Below are 22791 nucleotides of genomic sequence, written 5' to 3' on the forward strand. Positions count from 1 at the left end.
CGACCAGGTGTCGCGCCATGCAGAGGTTCTATTTCAGCCTCAGTATCTCGGCCTCGGAATACCTCAAATACTACCGAGGCGCCGCTGGCCGCGTGATCGTGCGCGCCTCGGACGGCCGCACCCTCTCCATCCCGGCCGCGAATCTGCGCCGCTTCGTGACCCAAGAAGGCATTCGTGGTCAGTTCTGTCTCACTGTCGATCAAGATCACAAGCTGGTTTCGATCGACCGCCATTCGGCGGCTCAGGTCCGCCGCGCCTGAGCGGGGGCATCCGTAGTTCGCGGACGGCGTCGGTCATCCCGAGAAGAGCCGCCAGCCGCCAGCTCGAACCTCGTCGAACCAGCCCTGCAAGCCGGTCGCTGGCGCCTGGCTGCTCTCGATTCGATTATCCTAGATCCGGCGGTTGGACGGCCTCCAGGGTGCGTCCAGCGTGGTGTCTGGCAAGGCGCAACGAGGCGTCGTAGTGGCTCTACGACAACGCGTTGCAACGCAGCCAGGCGCCGCGCGGGGCGTGCACTGGAGGCCGTAGCGGGCTTCGCCCGGCGGGTGAGCCAGCAGCAGACCCCGATCTTGAGAGTGATTAAGACGTTACATGAAGCACGAAGCGGTCAGCCGCCGGGTCTAGGATCATGTGAGCGTCGAATAGTCCCGCGTCTTACTCTCTAGAGTGGTGATCCCGTCAGTAATGTCAGCGACATCAGTGCTGGGCGTGCCGGCCTCCAGGCCGATACCTCTTGACCTGGAGGCCAGCACGCCCAGCGCCACCCGTTTCTGCGGCAGGGCATGGAACGGAGCACTGGGCACTGCGCATCATGCGGCAGCCTCACCTGGCAGGGGTGCTCCGCCCCGAGGGGCGGGCGATCGCGGCGGGTGCTGTTGCCAGGAGGGCGCGCAGGCATCCTCGATACGACGCTGCCCGGCCATGCTCTCACGGCTTGGCGGAGCCCTGTCGACTGGGTAGAAATACGGACTCAAGCGCAGGCTCGCCCTGCCGTTAATCAGGTTACGCACAGTCCTTCTCGGAGCAGAGCCTGATGGCGATCCTCACCAACTTCTCGCTCTCCAATAGTTATTCCTTATCCAACAGCTTTACCCTCAAATCCTTCGACCAGAATCAGCATCAGCTGGGTAAGACCGGCAGTGAGCCGGCGGATGCCCTGTCTGGCCTGCAGGACAAGGCGCTTGAATCCTTGGCGCGCGAGATTCCGGGGGTGGAAGCCGCTGGTCTCAAGGCCCTGGATCCGGCCGAGTACACCCCGGACAAGATCGCCGAGCGCATCAGCGGCTTCGTCGCCCAGGGGCTCGAGAGCGCCAGGGCGCAAGGCAAGTCGGAAGAGGAGATCCAGTCCCTCTACGACAGTGCCGTCAAGGGCGTCGAGCAGGGCTTCAAGGAGGCGAAACAGATCCTATCCAATCTGGACATGCTCAATGGCGCCATCGCCGATCAGGTGCAGGCCACTGAAGAGGCCACCTTCGACGCCCTGGCCGGGCTCTCGCCGACCCAGGAGCAGCAGGGCATCACGGGTGCCCGTACCATGGCGGTCGCCGAGCGCTACGCCCAAGCGGAAGATTTCCAGCTAGAGCTCAAGACGCAAGAGGGCGATACGGTTCGCATCAGCTTCGGCAAGACCCTGGAGGCCCAGGCAGGTTATGCCATGACTCAGGACGGACAGGGCAACAGCGCAGCCGTCTTGGATATCAGCCGCAGCGAGCAGAGCGGCTACAGCTTCAGCGTCGAAGGCGATCTCAGCGTGGATGAGATCGACGCCATCCAATCGCTCGTGCAGGACGTTAGCGAGGTGGCCAACGACTTTTTCAGCGGCGACGTCCAAGAGGCCTTCGAGCAGGTGTCGGAGATCTCCTTCGATAGCTCTCAGCTCAGCGCGATGAATCTGCACATGAGCCAGTCCCAGCAGTACAGCGCGGTCCAGCGCTACCAGGAGACTCAGCAGATGGATAGTCCGGCGGCATCCAAGCCGGGTCTGCGTCTCGGACACATGATGCGTGAATTCGGCGACAGCTTCGCGCGGCCGGGGCTGCAATTCCTCGATCAAGCGGACAAGGTCGCCAGTCGGATCATGGAGGGGCTGGTCGAGCAGGATACTCGCTTCAAACAGTCTGACTCCGATCAGCAGGGCGCCTATCAGGACAATTTGCAGCGGATGCTGAGCGCGTTGGAAAGTGTGGAATGAGTCTACACTTTCGCTCGGCGCTCGGGTGTTTAATGACGGTCGAGCGCAGCTCGTGTCCGGCCTGAAGGTCGGTGGGCATTGAGTTTTGTGGCCGAGCGCGCGTCAGCCCAGCAGGAGCGAGCGCCGGCGGAGCAAGGCCGGTCAACCTAGATCCGGCGGTTGGGCGGCCTCCAGGGTGCGTCCAGCGGGGTGTCTGGCAAGGCGCAATGAGGCGTCGTAGCGGTTCTACGACAAGGCGTTGCAACGCAGCCAGGCGCCACGCGGGGCGTGCACTGGAGGCCGTAGCGGGCTTCACCCGGCGGGTGAGCCGGCAGGAAACCCCGATCTTGAAAGTGATCAAGGCGTTACATGAAGCACGAAGCGGTCAACTGCCGGATCTAGGGTCAAAGATGCGGGGGCGGCGGACAGCTTGCGGGGCACCAGCTGGATGAACCTAGGGGCGATCCGAGATGCTGATTTCCGGTTGCCGGCGACAAGGTCGCGGCAGTCGGGATGCAAATGACAAAGCGTGCCGTCATGGCGCCGCGAATCTCGGAGCTGAGCTAGAGCCATCGGCGAATATTCGCCGAGATGGATCTGGACACGCGCTAGTCGGCACGCTTCTACGCGAGACCTCGCCTGTCGCGGCTTTTTTACAGGCAGGGTGAGGAGGTAGCCTTGACTAACCTTTTCTCGGCGGCGCTCTCGCGCGCGTCGCAGTGGCCCTTCAAGACCGCGCTGATGGGCGCTGTCGCGGCCAGCATGGTCGTCGCCATGCAGCCCACTTCGATGTCCGCCTGGCTTCTGGGCTCACTCCTCCTCCTTGCCGCGGTCTCTATCGATCTGCTTCACCGTAAGGCGCTTTCCTCAGCCGGGGAGGCGGCGCGCGCCGAGATCCAGCAGGCCCGCGATGAAGGTCGGTCTCAGCGTGAGGCCTGGGAGCATGCGCTCGAGCGCCTGTCGATCGAGCTCTTCCCCATCTTTGCGCGGCACATCGAGCATTCCCGCCAGCTCACCGAAGAGAGCATCGTCCATCTTTCTCAGACCTTCAGCGGTCCGGTCACGGATCTGGAGCAGGTCATCCAGGCGACTCGCTCGGCGATGGCGAGGAGCAGGCGGTCCTGGCTCAGTTCCAGGAAAGCCAGGCGAGCTTGACGGAGCTGATCGGCGCCTTCGAGCAGCTCCTGCGCCGCGAGTCCGATGTGGCGGAGCAGGTGGTGCGGCTCACCGGATTCGGCACCGAGATGCAGCGCATGGCCCAGGACGTGCGCTCGGTCGCAGAGCAGATTAATCTCCTCGCCCTGAACGCCGCGATCGAGGCCGCTCGCGCCGGCGAGCAAGGCCGCGGATTCGCCGTGGTCGCGGAGGAAGTCCGCAAGCTGGCGGGCTCATCCGCCGAGACCGGCTCGCGCATCAGCACCAAGGTGGACGAGCTCGCCCGCTCGCTCGATCGGACTCACCAGATGGTGCAGTCCTCCCCGCAAGACGCCGACAGCTTGGTCAAGAGCTCCGAGGGCAAGGTGGAGACGGTGCTCGACGGACTGCGTGGGACGACCGAGTCACTCACCCAAGACGCGCAGAGCCTAAGGCAGCTCGGCGAGACGCTTCGCGAGGAGATTGCGACCTCTCTGGTTGATCTCCAGTTCCAAGACCGCACCAGTCAGGTGCTCGTGCACGTCTGTGGCGGCCTGGATCGGCTGAGCGAGCGCCTTCGGGCGATCTCGCTCCACGATCCCCAACAGCAGGAGCGCGACATCCTGGAGATCGATTCTCTGTTGGCCGAGATGCTCGAGTCCTACAGCACCGTCGAAGAGCAGGATCTCCATCTCGGCAAGACCGAGACATCGGAGCAAGCGGCGGGCTCCGAGCTGACCTTCTTCTAAGCTGATCTGCCTCTAATCCACTGTCCTTCAGATCAACGGAGCTTGGTATGGCGAAGACAATCATGGTGATCGACGACTCGGCTTCTCTGCGCAGCGTCGTCGGAATCGCACTCAAAGGGGCAGGCTACGACGTGCTCGAGGCGAGCGACGGCCGCGACGCGCTCAACAAGCTGACGGGGCAGAAGGTCCATCTGATCGTCAGCGACGTGAACATGCCGAACATGGATGGCATCACCTTCGTCAAGGAGGTGAAGAAGCTGTCCAGCTACAAGTTCACGCCCATCATGATGCTGACGACGGAGAGCCAGCCGGAGAAAAAGGCGGCGGCGCGCGAGGCGGGTGCCAAGGCCTGGCTGGTCAAGCCCTTTCAGCCCCCGATGCTACTGGATGCGGTCTCCAAGCTCGTGCTTCCCTGAAACCAGCCAGAGGCGAAAGCCATGACCACAGGCGCTGCTCAATCCAGCTCGGAAGGGCGCATCGTCCTCGGGGGTGAGCTGAGCATCTGCACCGCGGCCGAGACCTTTGCCCGACTGCGTGGAGAGATCGAGGGGATCGCGGTCTGTGATCTGGACCTTTCCGGTATCTGCGAGATGGACAGCGCCGGACTGCAGCTGCTGCTGTGGCTCAGGCAGACCTGCGAGGCCCAGGGGACGCCCTTTCGGCTGATCGCGCACAGTGACGCGGTCGCCGAGGTCGTGCGCTTGCTCCAGCTCACGCAGCACCTGGGCATGGTGTCAGACCATTCGGCGGAGGAGCAGTCGGCATGAGTCTGGATACCGCCCGCCAAGCCTTCATCAGCGAAGTCGCCGAGCTCCTCCAGTCCATGGAGGACGCCCTGCTGACCCTCGAGGACCGGCCCGAAGACCCCGAATCCCTCAACGAGGTCTTCCGTGCCATGCACACCATCAAGGGGACGGGTGGCGTCCTTGGCTATGACCCCGTGGTCGCCTTCACCCATACGGTCGAGACGCTCATGGACGGTGTGCGCTCCGGCCAGACCCCGCTGCCTCAAGGGCGTGCGCACCCAGGTGGGCAATCTCTTGATCGAGCCCAAGCTCAAGGCGCGCGTGCGCTGGGCCCAGCACAATCTCATGCAGCCCTTGCGGGAGACGGGCACCTTCGATCTGGTGCTCTTGCGCAATGTGCCGATCTATTTCGATTTGCCGACAAAGCAGCGGGTGCTGGACGCACTGAGCCACTCCATCGCCCCCGGCGGGTATCTGGTCATTAGTCACGTGGAGTCGCTGCAGGGGCTCCGGACGGACCTCCAACTGGTTCGTCCGTCCGTGTTGCGCAAGCCGCGGCGCTGAGCCGGTCGCGCGGTCGAGCAGGGGCAGCACAAGGCAATGGAGGGGCTGAGACGGGTCAGGAAGCGTTTCTTGCGGCCGGGCGAGCACTGCGTGACCCGCGAGCCCATGATGCTTTCCACGCTGCTGGGCTCCTGTGTCGCGGTCTGTCTCTTCGATCCGGTCGCGCATGTGAGCGGAATGAACCATTTTCTGCTGCCGGTGCGCAATCCGGCGGCCGGCCCGGCGACCTTGGACTCGAACGCGGGACGCTACGGGCTGTGGGCGATGGAGATCCTCATCGATAATAAGGCGCTCAAGCTCGGCGCGCGACGCGAGCGGCTACGCGCCAAGGCCTTTGGCGGGGCTAATGTCCTGCAGGTGTCCTCCGGCGCCCTACCGGAGCGCTACAGCATCGGCACCGCCAATGTGCAGTTTGTGCGCCGCTTTCTCGAGCAGGATGGCATTCCGCTCGTCGCCCAGGATTTGGGCGGCCTCAACGGGCGTCAGATCTATTTCTACGGGGGCGACTACTCGGTCTACCTGAGACGGGTCCCGCGCTCGAGCACCGTCGCCATCATCGATGAAGAGCGCGGTTATCTACGTCACGCCATCGCGGCCAAGCAGCGCAAGCCTCAGGTCGATTTCTTCGAGGACGGTCCCGGGTCGAAGGCCTAGGGTGCCCTGGGAGTGTCGTGATCCGGGGTGGATGCGAAGTGACAGGTCTTGTAGACGGAGTGGGCTGATATGCCTCAGGTCAAGGTACTGATCGTCGACGATTCGGCCGTGGTTCGGCAGGTGCTCACGGAGCAGCTGGGCGGCATCGGCGGGATTCAGGTCATGGGCGCCGCTCGTGATCCCATCTTCGCGCAGAAGGCGATGGAGAAGGAGTGGCCGGACGTCATCGTCCTGGACATCGAGATGCCCAGGATGGACGGCATCACCTTCTTGAGGCAGTTGATGCGCCAGCGGCCGACGCCGGTCATCATCTGCTCGACGCTGACCGAGAAGGGCGCCGAGGTCACCATGCAGGCCATGAGTGCGGGTGCGGTCGATGTCATCGCCAAGCCGAAGGTCGGTCTGCGCCAGTTCCTCGAGGAGTCCAAGACGCTGCTCGGCGACGCCATCAAGGCGGCCAGCCGCGCGCGCATGGAGAAGATCGCCCGGTCTCCCCAAACGCCTTCGGCGCGTCCGATGCAGGCCAAGCTGAAGGCCGATGCCGTGGTCGCGGATCGGGCCTTCAAGCCGCTCTCGGCGACGACGGACCGCGTGGTGGCGGTCGGGACATCGACCGGCGGGACCCAGGCCCTGGAGTACGTTCTGACCCGTCTGCCGCGCACCGCGCCCGGCATCGTCGTGGTTCAGCACATGCCCGGCCAGTTCACCGCGGTCTTTGCGACGCGCCTCAATCAGCTCTGCGAGATCGAGGTGCGCGAGGCGCGCGACGGCGATCGCGTCATTCCGGGGCTCGCGCTCATCGCGCCCGGCACGCACCACCTGCTGCTCAGGCGCAGCGGCGCCCAGTACCGGGTCGAGGTCAAGAGCGGTCCCCTGGTCAGCCGCCATCGGCCCTCCGTGGATGTGCTCTTCCGCTCCAGCGCGCAGTCGGCCGGACCCAACGCGGTCGGCATCATCATGACGGGGATGGGGGACGACGGGGCGCGCGGGCTCTTGGAGATGCATGAGGCGGGCGCCATGACGGTTGCGCAGGACGAGCAGACCAGTGTCGTCTACGGCATGCCGAAGGAAGCGGTGAAGCTCGGCGGCGTGGATGCCATTGTGGGTCTGCCGCAGATCCCCGGCATCGTCGTCCAGGCCCCGACGCGGCAGGCCTATCTTAGAGCCGCCGCGCGCGCCTGATTGCGTTTCGGCCAGCTGAGCTCTGTAAGTTCCGTGTGGACAAGCGCAGCGCGGTCCACCAACGCCAGCGCGGGATTCGGGGGACTTCGCTCTCGCTCGTTCACCCTACGGAGATTAAGCGGTCGGCCTAATGGGCTGTTTGTTGGGCCTCCTGCGTCGGCCCAACCTGCCGCAAGACGGCATCTTGGTGGTGCGCTGAGAATCCTTGGACAACCTCCAGGATCCTCAGTGCTGGCCCTCAGACCTTGAAGTGACCCACCAGCTCCTGGAGCTCCTCGGCGAGGCGGGCGAGCTGCTCGGAGGCCTCCGTGGTCTGGCTGGCGCCCTGGGCGTTGCCCTCCGCCGCGTCGGAGATGGTGGTGACGTTGCGGTTCATCTCCTCCGCGACGGCACTCTGCTCCTCCGCGGCGCTCGCCACCTGAGTGTTGACGTCGTTGAGCGTGGTCATGGCGGCCGTGATGGCCTCCAAGGACTGCTCGGCCTCGACCGCGCGCCCGCGACTCTCTTCGGCGTGCGCTTTGCTGGCATCCATGACCGTGACGGCGCGTCGGCTGGCCTGCTGCAGGCGCTCGATCATGCTCTGGATCTCCTCGGTCGAGGACTGGGTTCGGTTGGCGAGCGAGCGCACCTCGTCCGCGACGACCGCGAATCCGCGTCCGGCCTCGCCAGCGCGGGCGGCCTCAATGGCCGCATTCAGCGCCAGCAGGTTGGTCTGCTCGGCAACGCCGCGGATGACGTCGAGCACCTTGCCGATCTCCTCGCTGTCGCGGCCGAGCTCGCGAATGACCTCGGAGGCGTTCTGGACCTCTTCGGCCAACTGCTCGATCTGCGACATGGTGCCGTAGACGACATCCTTACCTGATACGGCCGCATCCTGTGCGCCATGGGTGGCATCCGATCCCTGCTGGGCGCTGTGCGCGACCTCTTGAGCCGTGGCGCTCATCTCGTTCATCGCGGAGGCCAGCTGGTCGACCTCGTTGCGCTGCTGGGCGATGCCCGCATTGGTTTGCTCGGTGATGTTGGCGAGGTTGGCGGCGGCCTGCGTCAACTGCGCGGTCGAACCGAGAATCCGGCTGATGAGATCGCGGAAGTTGTCCATCATGGCGTTGAACGCCTTGGATGCCTGGCCGATCTCATCCATATTGTTGGCAAGTAGCCGATGAGTCAGATCGCCGTCGCCCTGGGCGATGCCCTGCAGCCCGACCGTCATTTGACGCAGCGGACGAGTGACGAAGCGCGTGGTGAAGAAGTAGAGGATGAACAGCACGGGCAAGCTGAGCAGGGCCGCCATGGCGAAGATCTTGATGGCGAACCAGCGCACGTCTTCGTTGACGTCATCGAGGTTGATTTCCATGCTCACGGCGCCGAGCACCTGATCCTTGGAGGTCGGCAAATGGCAGGTGGTGCAATTCTTTCCCAAGTAGTCCTCGCGCGAGATGGCGGCCGTCACGGCGCGGAGCGTGCGCTTGTCGTCGGAGAGCTCCAGGTAGGGCTCGCCGGTCTCTAGCACCGCGCGCTCGATGTCGTCACGCGGCTTCTCGTGGTCCGTGCCCTCGCCGTACATGTCGATGACGCGCTGCCCACGCAGCACGCGCAGGTCATCGACGTTCTGCAGCTCGATGATCTGATCGAGAAAGGCGGCGCGCTGGCTGATGGTGCCGGTGATCATCATGGTGGTGAGGCCGGCGAGGGTCATTTCGTGCAGGGTGCTGGTGAAGGCCTCGGCCTGCTCGATCGCGGTCTGTCGTTGTTGGTCTGCTGCCCACAGGATGAGCCCTGTCCATGCTGGCACCAAGATGAGCCACATCGCCCCTAGGAGGCGTACCCAAATCGGGAAATCGTTGATCTTGCGCATAGCGATTCTCGCGTCTTCTCTTTCTGTGGCCGTTGAGCTGAGCCCCTGGCTGAGTCGAAACGCGTACTGGCGTCCAAACCGCGTGACCCGTCGTGAGGCCATTCTTTCTTATCGCTGGCCCGAGCGCGGTCGGGTCGATCGACCCTCGGCGCCCGAGCGGCTCGCGCCTCGCGGCGGCGACCCAACGCGCCGCGCGACTAGCGCGCCTCTTCGAATAGAACCCGATTATCGGCCCCGGCCTGGCCTCGCATCTGTGAATAGAGTTCCACTACCTGCGACCAATCCAGCTCGGAGAAGCGCTCTCGGGCCTCTTGGACCTTGTCGCGCAGCATGGTCTCGGACTTCTCGGCGACGATCGAGGCGTGGCGGCCGATGCCTTCCTCCCGGATGAAGAGGCAGCCGTCCATGAGGTCGGCGAGCTTGACGATATAGGCCAGCGGCGAGCCTTGCAGCGCCTTCTTGAAGCGCGTGATCTCCGGGGCGATCTCATCCTCGATGCGGGGCAGGGGATCCTGATCGCCAGTGAGCTCGGCGATGCGGCGCTTGAGCGGGGAGGGGAGGTCACCCATCAGCAGCTCGGGCGTATCATGGGTCAGGGCGTATTCCAGCACGCTGAGCTGCGTCTCGGCGGGCAGCGTCTCACCGAGGATTCGCCGCATCAGCTCGCGCGCGATCATGGTGACCAGGTAGTGGTGCTCGGCCAGCGTCTGGCTGCGGGCGCAGCGCACCGAATGCCAGCGCGTCACATGCCCAGAGCGTGCGATGTCCTGCATGTTGAGCTTTAGATCGTTCATCCTCTCCACCCTGTAACGGCTGCTGCCTCAATAACTTCACTTGCTTGAACACCCCTATGGCGGGGTGTAGCATCGGCGCCCCACCGCAGTGCAAACAGCCCATCAACGCTCAGTCCAGTCGACTTCAAAACCTCACTCATGCCCCTGGATACCGAATGTCTCGCTCAGCTCAAGCTGCGTCAGCAGCCCTTCGATGAGGTTCCGAGCGAGGACCTTCTGTACAGCGATCCGCTGCTCGAGAGCCTGATCGAGACGGCTGTGCACGCGATGCATGCGCCTGGCGCCATCGTGATCCTGGCTGGGGCGGAAGGCTCGGGGCGCAGCGTCCAGCTCCAGCGTCTGCTGGGGTCGGTCGAGGTTGGCCTGGAGCTGATCGCCTTCCGCGGTCGGGCCAACATACCCTTCGACGCCATCGACGTCACGATTCGCAACCATCTGCGCAGCGGGGGCTTCGATGATCCACAGCGCCCGCTCTCCGAGCTGCTCGCCACGCGTGCCCGGGCCGGCAGCGCCCTGGTCCTGGCGATCGACGACGCGCATCTGATCGGCGCGGAGAGTATCGAGCGGCTCTTGCGCGTGCGCGGGGAGGTCCTGGAGTCCGGCGGCCAGGGGCTGCGGCTCATCCTGGTCGGAGATCAATCGTTCGGGCGCGGCAGCCTGCCGCTTCCGGATCCTTTGGACGATAGTCAGGTGGTGCGCCTGAACCTGCGGCCCTTCAATCTGGAGCAGGCCGGAGCCTACCTGCGCCATCGGCTTCGCGCCGCTGGGGTGGATGACCCCGACAGCTTCTTGTCGTCCGGCGATATCGCCGTGCTGCAGACCAACAGCAAGGGCCTGCCGCGGGCGCTGAATCGGAATGCGAACGCCTGGCTCGCGCGCCGCTGCCGCAGCTCGGGCGGCATCGCCCAGAGCGTCACCCGGAAGCTCGGCGGATTGGCGCCGAGCGGAAAGTCCACTAGGACCTTCGAGGAGCCGCCCGACCAGGACATCCGGGCGCTGGTCGACGCCGCGCAAGAGGAGCCCGAGGGCATCCTGGATCTCGACTCGGAGGTGGCCACGGCGCGGTCGGCGCCTCAGGCGCCGTCGGACCCGGAGCTGGCGCGCTACCTAGTCGGCGAGGACACCAAGCCCGCGACCGACGATTTCGAGCAGATCCTCAGGCATGTGCGCCAGCACCAGCTCAGTCAAACGCCTGCGCCGCCCGCCAAGCCGCAAGTCCCAGAGCCTGCGGCCTCGCCCAAGCCATCCGTCTGGAATCGGCCTTGGCTGATCCCGCTGATTCTGGTGCTCGTCGTCCTCGCCATCCTCGTCCCCGTTGGACTCAAACTGCTGAATGGCGGCGCCCAACCGTCACCGAATGCATTGCCGCAGGAGCGGCCTGCACCCGAGTCAGAGGCGATTTTGGAGCGGGAGTCACCGTCTACCCAGGTTCCGGTGGCCGCGTCGCCCGAGCCCGATGCACGGGAGACGGAGGCGAGTCGAGACGGGGTGCCTGAGGTTGGGGCGGAGGTCCGGCGTGCCGAGACGTCACCAGAGGGGCCGACCGCGCAATCCTCGGCTGGGCCTGATCGAGCCGAGAAGAGTGACGCCGAGGACAAGCCGGGGGCCGCCGAAGCGGACGGGGGCTCGAAGATGGACGAGGCTGAGCGCAAGATGGCCGAAGACCTCGATTGGCTCATGCGCCAGGACGGCGAGCGCTACACCATTCAATTGGTCGCGGGGCGTGATTTCGCGACTTCCCAGGTCTTCTTGGCTCGGTTTGAGCTCGATGGGATCCACTACATCCAGACGCGCAGCTACGTCATCGGCATCATCGGCAGCTTCCCGAATCGCACCGTGGCCGCAAACATGCTTGGCGATCTCCCAGTGGCCGCCCGCGAGAAAGGGCCGTGGATCCGCACCATCGGATCCGTCCGTGACTCGCTGCCCTAGAAACCGCCCGGCGATGGCTTCTCGATTCTGGCGGTGCCGACTTCAGACGGCCAAGTCGCTCGCAAGCGGACTCCTACGCGAGCTTTCCCGCCGTAGGAGCCCGCTTGCGGGCGACGCGCTCGGCACAGGTCGCACCATGTCCGAGCAGGTCCCAGCCGATCGGCTAGGGGCGGATGTAAACATACCCCTGAGACTGCAGCTCTCCGATCCGCGTCACGCCCCCCTGACTCACCTCGACAAAGCCAGGCAACAGCTCATCGAGCGTGAGACCGAACCCTTTGAGGGTGTTGCCGCACATGTCGAGCTCGGTGCCTTGCTCCTTGAGGCTTGCCACCGCCTTGCGAACGCGATCCGTTGCCTCGATGTCCGTCAGGGCATTGATCGCCGGCCCGTGCGCGACCAGCACCAGGTTGATGTTCTCCGGGCCGCCGATGCCGGCGATGTGGTTTTGCATGTTGTTCAGAACGAAGGGGACTTTCTTGGCCTCGGACACGTGATAGACGACGTCGATCTTGTCACCAGCGAAGGCTGTGGGTGCAGCGCTGGACAGGAGCAGCAGGGATGCGGTGAGTAGTCGTTTCATGCGAAATCCTCGTCTCGATTGTCATGGTTTCCTTCTTCTCAGGTTGCGAGGAGCCGGTCCGAGGACGGCCGATGCCCGAGTCCTCTCCGCTATCGCCCAAGCGCTGGCGGCGACTTGGGTCTTGCTGAGCCAGGTCTCCCCGAAGAGGTCCCCTCGCTAGCCCAAGGTCAGGCCCGCGATCCGCTCGGTCAAGATGCCTGCGCGTCCTTTGCGATCCGCGCAGGCGTTGTCGCGGCAGTCTGATGTGCACCTCGCTGATCGAGGCCCGAGGTCGCCATTCAGGATTCTTCGTTGGCTCGCGCCGGGGTGATCGCAGCTGACTGCTCCGGAGCCCCGTCGCGGTACCGCTCCTGTTCAGGATTCGCTTATGCCCCTCAAACACCTGAGCTCGATCGGGGGCAGCACTCCGATTTCCATCGCATCCGACCCCTTGACTCCCCATCGGCAAGGCGGCGATAGTTGATTCCGCCTGCTCATCTGGGGCAGAGGCTGGGCGACTTCCACAGCGGAACTTTAGACCGCATTGTGGCTCCTATCTTCCGAAGTCAGTTCACTCGCCCCCGCCCGCACCGAATCCCCAACTTGCGCGCTCCAGCTGATCTCGAAGATGAAGATCCCAGGCGCCATCGTCGCGCGACCTGTTTCGACGCCGAGCGAGCAGAGCCGGGACGCTTTGCCCCAGATCTTCCCTGGACCCTCCGCGGTCCAGGCCGATCCCGTCGTTCAGCGTCCGATCTCCAAGGTCGAGCCAGATGTCGTCCTCGATCTTCGCAACCGACATCCAGTGCGCGTCGAGGGCTCTGCTGGTCGACGCTACGCGCGGCAGGCGGTTGAGACCTATGAATCGGTCCACCAGCTCAAGCAGCGTGACAACCTGCGCTCCGTCTCTGGCGTCGACGATTTCGCGTGAGTCCAGTGCCCGTTCTCTCCAATGTGGCAGGGTGGTGCGGCGTTGGGAGTGTCGGCCTCCAGCTCAACACCTGTCGGCCTAGAGGCCGACACTCCAAGCATTGATGTCGGCCACGCCGGTCATGGGCTCGCAGCTTTGCGTGAGGCGCCATTTTCCACTTGCTCGAATGCCGATGATTGTGTCCAGTCCCATCGAAAGCGATCCTGTCCCCAATGCTTTCGGGCATCGGTGTTGCGATCAATGGGGGGCGAAACTTTCGAAAGGGGCGGCCCGATCTGTCGACCTCGAAGGGGCTGGCGGATGTCTCTGGGGGCTGGCGTCGAAACCCTTCGGTGACTGGGCAGATTCTCCACAGTTGGGCGATGGTCACCTTCGAGGTTTAGGCTTGCCCCCTTTGACGCTTGAGTAGGTAGCGCATGAGCCAAGCAGGCAATCGGCCGGATCCCGCGGTCGCCGCGCGTCTCGGTCTGGTAGAGGGTACGTCGCGGCACCGACGCCGCTGGCTTTGGTGGGTGGGGCTGGCGGGCATTACGCTCCTGCTCGCCGGACTCGCGCTCGTCGGCGATGGCCGGCAAGATGGCCCGAGCTACCGCACCGCCGAGGTGCGTCGCGGCGACCTGAAAGTTGAAGTCACGGCCACGGGAAAGCTGCAGCCCGTGACCCAGGTCGACGTCGGCACGGAGGTCTCCGGCACCATCCAAAGCGTCGAGGTCGATTTCAACGCTCGGGTCCGGCAGGCACAGGTCATGGCCAAGCTGGACCCGGAGAAGTATCGCGCCGACGAGCGTCAGTCCGCGGCGGCGCTGTCCTTGGCGCAGGCCCAGGTCGATGAGGCCGAGGCGACCGCGAAGGAGACGGCCAACAAGCTGCGGCGCACCCGGGACCTCGTCAAAAAGCGGCTCGCCTCCCCGGAGGAGCTGGACACGGCCGAGGCCGCGGCCGAGCGCGCCATTGCCGCCCTGGCGGTCGCCCGCGCCAAGGTCGAGCAGGCGCAGGCCAAGCTGGACGCGGACCGGCGCACCCTGGAGAAGACCCTGATCCGCTCGCCGATCGACGGCATCGTGCTCAATCGTGTCGTCGAGCCGGGGCAGACGGTCGCGGCCTCCCTGCAGACGCCCGTGCTCTTCACCCTGGCCGAGAACCTGACGCAGATGGAGCTGAAGGTCGATGTCGACGAGGCGGACGTGGGGCAGGTGGAGGAGGGCCAGACGGCGGTCTTCACGGTGGATGCGTACCCCGACCGCACCTTTCCGGCGACCATCACCCAGGTCCGTTTCGCGCCCGAGACCATCAATGGTGTCGTCACCTTCGGTGCGCTGCTGGCGGTCGACAATGCCGACCTCTCGCTACGTCCGGGGATGACGGCGACTGCCGATATTTTGGTGCGCGAGGAGCGCGATGTCCTGCTGGTGCCGAATGCCGCGCTGCGCTTCATGCCGCCGCGCCAGGAGGGCGCGAAGGGGCGGCCAAATCTCCTCAGCATGCTGCTGCCGAGACGACCGCGCGGCTCGGGACACCAGGCCGAGCCGCCGGAGAAGACGCCCAAAGGCGCCGTCGCTTGGGTGCTGCGCCAAGGCCAGCCGGCGTCGGTCGAGATCCAGACCGGCTCGACGGACGGGGCCGTGACTCAGGTGGTCGATGGCGATCTCGAGGCGGGCGCTCAGGTCATCATCGGTATCGAGCGGAGTGAGCCGACGTCGTGATTGCGGTCGATGCCCCAGCGTCCGATCCTGTCCCCCTGATCGAGCTCCGCCGGGTCAGCAAGATCTATGGGAGTGGCGTGGCGGAGGTGCGCGCGCTCGACGGCGTGGACCTGCAGATCCAAGAGGGTGAGCTCGTTGCGGTCATGGGTCCGAGCGGCTCCGGCAAGTCCACGGCCATGAACATCCTCGGCTGCCTGGATACACCGACCCAGGGCTCCTACCGCTTTCGCGGCGTCCCGGTGGAATCGCTGGACCGCAACCAGCGTGCCTTGCTGCGGCGGCACTATCTCGGCTTCGTCTTTCAGGGCTTCAACCTGCTGAATCGGACCTCAGCACTGGAGAACGTCGAGCTGCCGCTCATCTATCGCCGCATCCCGCGCGCGGAGCGGCACCGCCTCGCCCATGAGGCGCTGGCCATGGTCGGGCTGACCGGCTGGGAGCACCACAGCCCGGCCGAGCTCTCGGGCGGGCAGCAGCAGCGCGTCGCCATCGCGCGGGCCATGGTGACCCAGCCCAGTCTCCTGCTGGCGGACGAGCCGACCGGTAACCTGGACACCGCGCGCAGCCACGAGATCATGGCGCTGCTCACCGGCCTCAACCGCGAGCGCGGGCTGACCGTGCTCATGGTCACGCACGAGGCGGATATGGCCGCCTACGCCCATCGCGTCATCCGTTTTCTGGATGGCCGCGTCGTCGACGTCGTCGCGTCCGGAGGGCCCGGCTGATGCTGTGGAACGCCCTGCTGCTCGCCCTGCGCGAGATCCGTCGCAACATGCTGCGCTCGGTCCTCACCATCCTGGGGATTGTCATCGGCGTGGCGGCGGTCATCGTCATGGTGACGCTGGGGGATGGCGCGACACGCCAGGTTGCCTCGCAGATCGAGAGCCTGGGCAGCAACCTGCTCATGATCCGCGTCGGTCAGCGCATGGGACCGGGGCAGCGTTCCAATGCACCCGCCTTCAGTCTGGCCGACGCGCTGGCGATCCGTCGCGACGTCCGGGCGGCGCGGGCCGTGGCGCCCTCGTCCAGTACATCGCTGACGGCGGTGGTCGGCAACCGGAGCTGGTCGACCACGGTGACGGGCACGGACGACGCCTATTTCACCGTGCGCAACTGGGAGCTGGAGGTCGGCCGCCTCTTCTCGATCAGCGATCTCCGGGGCGGCCGGGCCGTCTGCGTCATCGGTGCCACCGTGCGCCGCGAGCTCTTCGGGGCCATGGACCCGATCGGCGAGACGATCCGCCTCAAGTCCATGGCCTGCCAGGTCGTCGGCCTGCTGCGCGCCAAGGGCCAGAGCACCATGGGGATGGATCAGGACGACCTGGTGCTCATGCCGCTGCGCACCTACCAGCGCCGCATCGCCGGCAATCAGGACGTGAACCTCATCCAGGTCTCCGTCCGCGACGGCTTCTCGACCGAGGAGACGACCAAGGAGCTGGAGCGCCTGTTGCGCGAGCGGCGCAACATTTCGGCGTCCGAGGACGACGACTTCAGCGTGCGCGATCTCAAGGAGATCACCAACATGCTGACCGGCACCACCCGTGTCCTCACCGCCCTGCTGACGGCGGTGGCCGCCGTCAGCCTGCTGGTTGGCGGCATCGGCATCATGAACATCATGCTGGTCTCGGTCACGGAGCGCACGCGCGAGATCGGCATCCGGCTGGCCATCGGCGCGCTGGAGCGCGAGGTGCTGCTTCAGTTCTTGGTCGAGGCCGTGGCCCTGTCCTCCCTGGGCGGTATCCTCGGCATCCTGCTCGCACTCGGGGCATCCATCGGGCTCGCCCAGCTGCTGAACCTGCCCTTCGTCTTCAACCTCGGTATCGTCCTCATCGCCTTCTTCTTCTCCGCCGCCGTCGGCGTCATCTTCGGCTACTTCCCGGCCCGCCGCGCCGCGCGCCTCGATCCTATCGAGGCCCTGAGACACGAGTAGCGCCGGCTGGCCGTTGGCTGCGCCCCGAGCCTCGTGCAATGGACCGGTGTTCTATGCTCCGTCACGCATGGCGTCAAGGCGCGTCACTGCTCATCGCGCTGTTTCAGGAGCGCCCTGAGACGGGCGACCTCTGTGAGGGCGTCCTCTTTGGCCTGCCGCTCGGCCTCTTTGGCCCGCCGCTCGGCCTCTTTGGCCTGCCGCTCGGCCTGCACGGCGCCGCGCGCCTCCTCGAGCGCGCGCTGGATGGCGCGCTGCTGCCGCAGCGCATCCTGACGGGACTGGTAGCGATGGTAATCGCGCTCTTTCTCGGAGAATCGACTCAGGGTGCTCATGGCGTGCCTCATGATCGGGGACTGCATCCAGTCGGGAAGCTGATCGGGGTCGAGTCGCTCGCCCTCCTGGAGGAATTTTAGCCAGCGCTCGGCATCGGTTTCGACGGTCTCGATCGCAAATTTGCTCAGCTCGAACAGGCGAATGGAGCCGTGATCGAGTAGGGGGCGTCCCCGCTCGTCGCGCAGGGTGAAGCGATGGGCGTACTCCGGGCGCTCGGCGAGCAGGGTCTGATCGAGGATCCAGATCACATAGGCGGGCTGCAGCTCACAATAGTCTTGGCCGCTCTGCAGCTGTTGGCTGTAGAGATCGGCCCAGGCGTAGAGGATGCGCGCGGCCAGATCCGGAAAGGTCAGCAGCTGGATCTCCACTTGGAAAAGCCGCCGCGCCGCGTCGCGTGCCTTGACATCGACGATGGTCAGCTTGTCGTCGAGGGTCTCGCGCTCGTTGTAGGGGTTGACGATCTCGACTGAGGTGACCGGGGCGGGCAGCTCCTCGCCGAGCAGGGCGTTGAGTAGATTGATGAGCAAATCGCTGTGATCTTCGGAGCCGAAGAGGGTCTTGAAGACGCAGTCGACCTTGGGATCGATGGGGCGGTGCATGGGGCGAGGCTAACGGGATAGCGCAGCCTTTACAATGCGTAGCGATGTGTGCGAGCCCATATAGGGAAGAGCGCGCGAGCGGTTCCGCCGTTTGGCATCCACCAACCTTTGCGTACTGGCTTGAAGTCGGCCTGGCGGATCGCGCTATCGGGCATCCGTCAGGCGCAGCTGGGTTTCAACCCAAATCCGGCAGTTGACCGCTTTGCGCTTCATGCAGCACATGGATCATGATCGAGATCCTGGCTTCCTGCTGCTTCACCCGCAGGGTGAAGGCCGCTACGCCCCCCAGTGCACGCCCCGCGCGACGCCTGGCTGCGTTGCAACGGATTCTCTCTTGAGAAAGATTCCGTCGTAGCACCACTACGACGCCTCGTTGCGCCTTGCCAGACACCACGCTGGACGCCGTCCAACTGCCGGATCTAGGTTCAACCGAATTGGGGCAGTCAGCTTCCAGCTACCAGCCGCCAGCGGACGAAAATCATAGAGTTGCCGGATTTTTTGATCGGCCAGCTGCTCACCCGTTGAGTGACTCGGAGAAGACCTGAAAGCAGCTCCAACACAAAGCTCTAAGCTGGCTGCTGGTGGCTGGCAGCTCTTTCTAGGCTCAAGGATCCGCGTCCGCACGGGGTCTTGCTTTTCCGGAGCTTTGCAAGCGGCGCGAGGTCGGGCTATTCCGGCTCTGCAAGCCATGACGTTGAGGTAAGGCAAGACCTGTCGATAGGGGTGGCTTGATGGTGCCCCCGAGACAGGTCGTTGCAAGGTGGCCGTGCCGATCGGCCGACGGTGGCGAAGGGCTCAGAATAGGACGTATCCCGCATTCCTGTCGCGCATCTCCTGGCCTTGCTCTTGGTGCTGCGCGATCTGTTCCTAGTTTGATGCCGGGCGCTCTCGTTCTGAGGCCGCATTTGATCTAAGGTTTGGGGCATCGGCCTTGGTCGTCAGTTGGATCGGTGGCATGCACGCGCGAGAGCAGAGCCCACCGAATCCGGCGCCGGTGCTGCTGGACTAGGCTGCGCTTGACCACCCTGCGGAAGGCGGCCGGGCGAGACGATGATCGAGGCCGTGTCATCGAAGTCGGCGACGGCTGGGGTGTTTGGGGTCGCTCGGCGAAAGCGCCCGGTGCGGCATGGCGCCGATCCTGTTTGCTCGATGTGGCGGCGAGGCTAGGGGGAGGGAGCTGGGTGGGACTTTTTGGGATGTGGCGTCGGACGGACGAGCCAGAGCCGCTGGCGCCTCAGGCGCCGGATCCGGCCAAGGTGCTACGGGCGGTGCGCGAGGTCGGCGTATTCTCGGGTCTGCCGGATGCCGAGCGCCGCCGGCTCGTCGAGGCTCTGGTACCGATCGAGCTGTCGGCCGGGCAGCGCCTGTTCGAGAGTGGCGAGCCTGCGGAAAGGGCCTATGTGCTGCTGAGCGGCTGCATCCATCTAAAGCAGTCCGGCGCGGTCCATGTCGAGGAGCTGGCAGCGGGCGACTGGATCGGTGACGCCGACCTGGATCAGCCTGGCACCCATGGTGCGACCGCGGTCGCGCGTACGAGCACCTTGCTGCTGGGCATCGAGCCTGCCAGGCTCAGCGAGCTGGACGATGCCTTGCGGGCCTACCTGAGCAGGCGTCTCGCGCGGGCGAATATCGAGCGCTTGCGCGCGCTTCGCGGCCGGATCGAGGCGCTGACTGGACGCGAAGAGATCCTTGCGGAGCTGCTCTACGCGCAGCGCACCCAGAAGGGTGTCGGTTTCGCTCAGTCTTCGACGGTCAAGCTGCTCTTTTCCAAGGTCAAGGCCCTGCCGATCTCCAGCATGCGGCTGTTGAGCAAGATGCTCGACGAGCGCACGACCAAGAACGAGATCGTCGAGCTGGTGACCATGGATCCGGCCCTCACCACCACCCTGCTGAGGGCCGTCAACACGCCCTTGTTCGGCTTTCGCCACAAGACTACCAACGTGGGGCACGCCATCGTGCTCATGGGGCATGACATCGTCTATCAGATCATCATGTCCGAGAGCATGCGCCGCAGCCTGCCGGATACGCCCTTCTTCAAGGAGCTGCATCGCCGCGCCATCGAGGTCTCGCGGATCGCGTCCCCGGTCTCCGAGGTGCTGCGCGCCGGTCGTCCCGCCGAGGTCGCCACCCTGGGCCTGCTTTGCGACATCGGCTTCGTGGTCATCGAGCTGCTCAAGACCAACAATCCGGGCCTGAGCATCCTCTTCGACGACCTGGAGCCGGCTGAGATGGGCGCCGAGCTGCTGCGGGCCTGGCAGCTGCCGGAGCTGCTCTGTGGCAGTATCCAGTACAGCCGCTATCCGGAGTTCGCGCCGCCGCAGCGCGTTCCGCTGGAGGTGCGTGCCAATGTCGCGGCGCTCTATCTGGCGCGCTGCTGCTATGACGATCTGCACGGGATCCAGGGTGCGTCGCCCAGGATCTTCGTCGCCGAGTATCTGAGCGCGATCGGCTATCCGGATCTCACGGCGGAGGGATTGCTCCGCGATCGCGTGCTGCCAAAATTGCGGGTCCAGATGCGCCATCTCCCACGCTCACTGGCGGAGCGCGTGCGTCAGTTCGGGCGCTGATGCCGAGGTGGTGAGGTGTTGCACAATTGTCTTGGCGTCCCGGCCGACCGCGATCTCTCTGTACTTCATCGCCCTTTCGCTAGACGAGGTTTCCCATCCATGAAACGCTGTCGGCTCGACTCGCGAGCGGCCCTCGTGGTCTCGCTCGTGATCTCTCTGGTGATGCTCTCTTATCCAGCGGTCGGTGCTGGGCGGGACGCCGCGCACCCGCGTATCGGACTCGTCTTGAGCGGCGGAGGCGCGCGTGGCGCGGCCCACATCGGGGTGCTCAAGGTTCTGGAGGAGATGCGAATCCCGGTCCACGTGGTGGTCGGGACGAGCATGGGGTCGCTTGTCGGCGGCGGCTACGCGGCCGGACTCCCCGCCGCTGAGCTGGAGCGCCGCGTCACTGAGGTCGACTGGGATGTGCTCTTCAATGACAATCCTCCGCGCAAGGGTTGGCCGGCTCACCGCAAGGAGGCATCCGCTAATCCAACCTGGGATTTCTCGCTCGGCGTGCGCGACGGCGGGGTGCGATTGCCGAAGGGCGCCATTTCCGGCCAGAAGGTGCAGCTCTTCTTCAACGATCTCGTCAAGGGCGTCGAACGGGTGCAGCGCTTCGACGATCTGCCGATCCCGTTCCGGGCGGTGGCGACCAATCTCGAGAATGGCGACATGGCGGTCTTCAAAGATGGCCCGCTTCCCGTGGCCATGCGGGCGAGCATGTCGGTGCCAGGTCTCTTCGCCCCCATGGAGTGGGAGGAAAACATCTATGTCGATGGCGGCTTGGTGCGCAATCTGCCGATCGATGTCGCCCGTGACCTGGATGTGGATGTCATCATCGCGGTCAACTTGGGCTCCGGCTATCTGCCGCGGGAGCAGCTGGGGACCATTCTTGGCGTCACCGGCCAGATGATCGCGATTCTGACTGAGCAGAACGTCAAGACGTCCCTCAAGCAGATCCGTCCGGGCCGCGACGTCCTCATCGTCCCAGATCTGGGAGACATCAGCTCCAGCGACTTCAAGCGCGCCGCAGAGGCCATCGCCACGGGCGAAACGGCCGCGCGCAAGGCGGCGGCCGAGCTTGAGCGCTTCAGTCTGAGCGCGGAGGCCTATGCCCGCTGGAGGCGTGGCCGCTTTGGCCCGGGGCGGCCGGTGCGACAGGTCGGCGAGGTTCGGGTCGCTGGCCTCCAGCGGGTGAATCCCCAGCTCTTTAACGGTCTGATCGCCGATCAGCAGGAGCGTTCGCTCGACCGCGAGCGCTTGGTCGATGACATTCAAGGGCTCTACGGTCGCGGCGACTTCGAGCGCATCAGCTACCGCTTCGAGCCGCAGCGCGACGGCGACGATATGCTGATTGTCGACGCCATCGAAAAGGCCTGGGGGCCAGGCTATCTTGGCTTCGGGCTGGGACTGTCGTCCGACAACAGGGGCGACAATCGTTTCGGCCTGCGTGCGACCTACAACCAGACCTGGGTCAACCGACTGGGCGCGGAATGGACCTCGATGCTGACGCTCGGCAACTCGCCCAGCCTTTATACCGAGCTCTACCAGCCGCTCGACCTGGATCGCGCGCGCTTCGTGGCGCCCTATGTCGACGTCGGCCGTGCGCCGCACAGCGTCTTCCTGGGGGATCAGCGTGTGGCGCGCTACGACGTGACACGCGCGCGCCTCGGCATGGACCTGGGGACGACCCTAAGCGGCGTCGAGGCGCGCGTGGGGGCCTACTATGGCCACACCGACATCGACCTGGATACCGGCTCGCCAGCATTGAGCGAAGGCAGCCGGGCGGATTCCGGTGTGCGCGGACGCCTGCTCTACGACACGCTCGACAGCGTCGGCGCGCCACGCTCTGGCGTGCAGCTGTCGCTCGAGGCGATCAGCCCGCTTGCCGCCATGGGCGCGGATGTCGACTACACGCGCGCTGAGGTGAAGGCGATCGCCGCCCATAGCTTTGGCGCCAACACGGTCACCGGGATCCTGAGGGGGGGCAGCAGTTTCGGCGCGGAGATGCCGTATTACGACCAATTCCCCTTGGGCGGCTTTCTCAAGCTGTCCGGTTATGCGAACGAGCAGTTCCGTGGCAATGAGATGGCCTTCGGCAGCCTTGTCTACTACCGCCAGATCGCGGCGCTGCCGCCGCCGATCGGCCGAGGTCTCTATCTTGGTGCCTCGCTCGAGGCGGGCTGGCTTTCCGACGGTCTGGTGCCGACTCCGAGCGATGGCTCGGATGTACTGCTATCCAAGGAAGAGACCCGCTACGGCGGGAGCGTCTTTTTCGGCTCGGATACTTGGATCGGTCCGGCCTACTTGGGTCTGGGGCTCTCTGCGGATGGCGAGACCTCGGTCTACGTGCTGATCGGGGTACCCTGATTGGGGTGCCAGGGTGCCAGGGTGCCAGGGTGCC

20 protein-coding genes and 1 pseudogene are annotated in these 22791 nt (G+C 65.2%); 17 read left to right on the plus strand and 4 right to left on the minus strand.

What is annotated here, in order from left to right; genetic code table 11:
- The first annotated feature begins 17 nt into the window (after window positions 1-17).
- The 10 genes and pseudogenes from G3446_RS07730 to G3446_RS07775 all read left to right on the plus strand — a co-directional run bounded on the left by G3446_RS07730 (window position 18) and on the right by G3446_RS07775 (window position 7199).
- Window positions 18-260 (plus strand): DUF2835 domain-containing protein, encoded by a 243-nt coding sequence (locus tag G3446_RS07730; RefSeq protein ID WP_164452253.1) that lies wholly within the window; start codon window positions 18-20, stop codon window positions 258-260.
- A gap of 773 nt (window positions 261-1033) precedes the next feature.
- Complete coding sequence (locus G3446_RS07735) at window positions 1034-2191, plus strand: DUF5610 domain-containing protein (RefSeq protein WP_164452254.1); 1158 nt, start codon at window positions 1034-1036, stop codon at window positions 2189-2191.
- Window positions 2192-2848: 657 nt separating this feature from the next.
- Complete coding sequence (locus G3446_RS07740) at window positions 2849-3325, plus strand: hypothetical protein (RefSeq protein ID WP_164452255.1); 477 nt, start codon at window positions 2849-2851, stop codon at window positions 3323-3325.
- Complete coding sequence (locus tag G3446_RS07745; RefSeq protein ID WP_280818789.1) at window positions 3322-4053, plus strand: methyl-accepting chemotaxis protein; 732 nt, start codon at window positions 3322-3324, stop codon at window positions 4051-4053. The genes G3446_RS07740 and G3446_RS07745 overlap by 4 nt, the downstream gene beginning before the upstream one ends.
- A 47-nt stretch (window positions 4054-4100) precedes the next feature.
- Window positions 4101-4469 carry a response regulator gene (locus G3446_RS07750; RefSeq protein WP_164452256.1) on the plus strand — a complete coding sequence of 123 codons (369 nt, stop codon included), beginning with the start codon at window positions 4101-4103 and terminating at the stop codon, window positions 4467-4469.
- A 21-nt stretch (window positions 4470-4490) separates the two neighbouring features.
- The gene (locus G3446_RS07755) at window positions 4491-4820 is read left to right on the plus strand and encodes an STAS domain-containing protein (protein ID WP_164452257.1); all 330 of its coding nucleotides are present in this window, start codon (window positions 4491-4493) and stop codon (window positions 4818-4820) included.
- 56 nt (window positions 4821-4876) lie between these two features.
- Window positions 4877-5011: pseudogene (locus tag G3446_RS27960) on the plus strand (Hpt domain-containing protein); the annotation flags it as partial.
- A 22-nt stretch (window positions 5012-5033) separates the two neighbouring features.
- Window positions 5034-5363 (plus strand): CheR family methyltransferase, encoded by a 330-nt coding sequence (locus tag G3446_RS07765; RefSeq protein ID WP_342450063.1) that lies wholly within the window; start codon window positions 5034-5036, stop codon window positions 5361-5363.
- A 36-nt stretch (window positions 5364-5399) separates the two neighbouring features.
- Window positions 5400-6017 (plus strand): chemotaxis protein CheD, encoded by a 618-nt coding sequence (locus G3446_RS07770; RefSeq protein WP_164452259.1) that lies wholly within the window; start codon window positions 5400-5402, stop codon window positions 6015-6017.
- A gap of 69 nt (window positions 6018-6086) precedes the next feature.
- The gene (locus tag G3446_RS07775) at window positions 6087-7199 is read left to right on the plus strand and encodes a protein-glutamate methylesterase/protein-glutamine glutaminase (protein ID WP_164452260.1); all 1113 of its coding nucleotides are present in this window, start codon (window positions 6087-6089) and stop codon (window positions 7197-7199) included.
- A gap of 238 nt (window positions 7200-7437) precedes the next feature.
- Here G3446_RS07775 and G3446_RS07780 read toward each other — a convergent pair whose 3' ends face one another.
- Both G3446_RS07780 and G3446_RS07785 read right to left on the minus strand, forming a co-directional pair.
- Window positions 7438-9054, minus strand: a complete 1617-nt coding sequence (locus G3446_RS07780) for a methyl-accepting chemotaxis protein (protein WP_164452261.1) — start codon at window positions 9052-9054, stop codon at window positions 7438-7440.
- Window positions 9055-9251: 197 nt separating this feature from the next.
- On the minus strand, window positions 9252-9848 hold the full coding sequence (locus tag G3446_RS07785) for a YfbR-like 5'-deoxynucleotidase (protein WP_164452262.1): 597 nt from the start codon (window positions 9846-9848) through the stop codon (window positions 9252-9254).
- Between the two features lie 138 nt (window positions 9849-9986).
- Here G3446_RS07785 and G3446_RS07790 point away from each other — a divergent pair, with 138 nt between their 5' ends.
- Window positions 9987-11780, plus strand: coding sequence for an AAA family ATPase (locus tag G3446_RS07790; RefSeq protein ID WP_164452263.1), 1794 nt, complete (start codon window positions 9987-9989; stop codon window positions 11778-11780).
- A gap of 163 nt (window positions 11781-11943) precedes the next feature.
- On the opposite strand, the gene G3446_RS07795 is transcribed toward G3446_RS07790, so the two are convergent.
- A complete protein-coding gene (locus tag G3446_RS07795) occupies window positions 11944-12363 on the minus strand; it encodes a DsrE family protein (RefSeq protein ID WP_164452264.1) in 420 nt (139 codons plus the stop codon).
- Between the two features lie 607 nt (window positions 12364-12970).
- Between G3446_RS07795 and G3446_RS07800 the strand changes: the two genes are divergently transcribed.
- The 4 genes from G3446_RS07800 (at window position 12971) to G3446_RS07815 (ending at window position 16906) form a co-directional block, all read left to right on the plus strand.
- Entirely contained in the window at window positions 12971-13273 is a 303-nt protein-coding gene (locus G3446_RS07800; RefSeq protein ID WP_164452265.1) for a hypothetical protein, read from the plus strand.
- A gap of 416 nt (window positions 13274-13689) precedes the next feature.
- Window positions 13690-14976: an efflux RND transporter periplasmic adaptor subunit gene (locus G3446_RS07805; protein ID WP_164452266.1), complete on the plus strand. Its 1287-nt coding sequence runs from the start codon at window positions 13690-13692 to the stop codon at window positions 14974-14976.
- The gene (locus G3446_RS07810) at window positions 14973-15701 is read left to right on the plus strand and encodes an ABC transporter ATP-binding protein (protein ID WP_342450064.1); all 729 of its coding nucleotides are present in this window, start codon (window positions 14973-14975) and stop codon (window positions 15699-15701) included. The genes G3446_RS07805 and G3446_RS07810 overlap by 4 nt, the downstream gene beginning before the upstream one ends.
- Window positions 15701-16906, plus strand: a complete 1206-nt coding sequence (locus G3446_RS07815) for an ABC transporter permease (RefSeq protein ID WP_164452267.1) — start codon at window positions 15701-15703, stop codon at window positions 16904-16906. The genes G3446_RS07810 and G3446_RS07815 overlap by 1 nt, the downstream gene beginning before the upstream one ends.
- A gap of 83 nt (window positions 16907-16989) precedes the next feature.
- On the opposite strand, the gene G3446_RS07820 is transcribed toward G3446_RS07815, so the two are convergent.
- Entirely contained in the window at window positions 16990-17838 is an 849-nt protein-coding gene (locus G3446_RS07820; protein ID WP_164452268.1) for an Rpn family recombination-promoting nuclease/putative transposase, read from the minus strand.
- Window positions 17839-19034: 1196 nt separating this feature from the next.
- Between G3446_RS07820 and G3446_RS07825 the strand changes: the two genes are divergently transcribed.
- Both G3446_RS07825 and G3446_RS07830 read left to right on the plus strand, forming a co-directional pair.
- A complete protein-coding gene (locus G3446_RS07825) occupies window positions 19035-20405 on the plus strand; it encodes an HDOD domain-containing protein (protein ID WP_164452269.1) in 1371 nt (456 codons plus the stop codon).
- A 99-nt stretch (window positions 20406-20504) separates the two neighbouring features.
- On the plus strand, window positions 20505-22757 hold the full coding sequence (locus G3446_RS07830) for a patatin-like phospholipase family protein (protein ID WP_164452270.1): 2253 nt from the start codon (window positions 20505-20507) through the stop codon (window positions 22755-22757).
- Window positions 22758-22791: the final 34 nt, after the last annotated feature.

The sequence above is a fragment of the Thiorhodococcus minor genome (assembly GCF_010820565.1).
Taxonomy (GTDB): domain Bacteria; phylum Pseudomonadota; class Gammaproteobacteria; order Chromatiales; family Chromatiaceae; genus Thiorhodococcus; species Thiorhodococcus minor.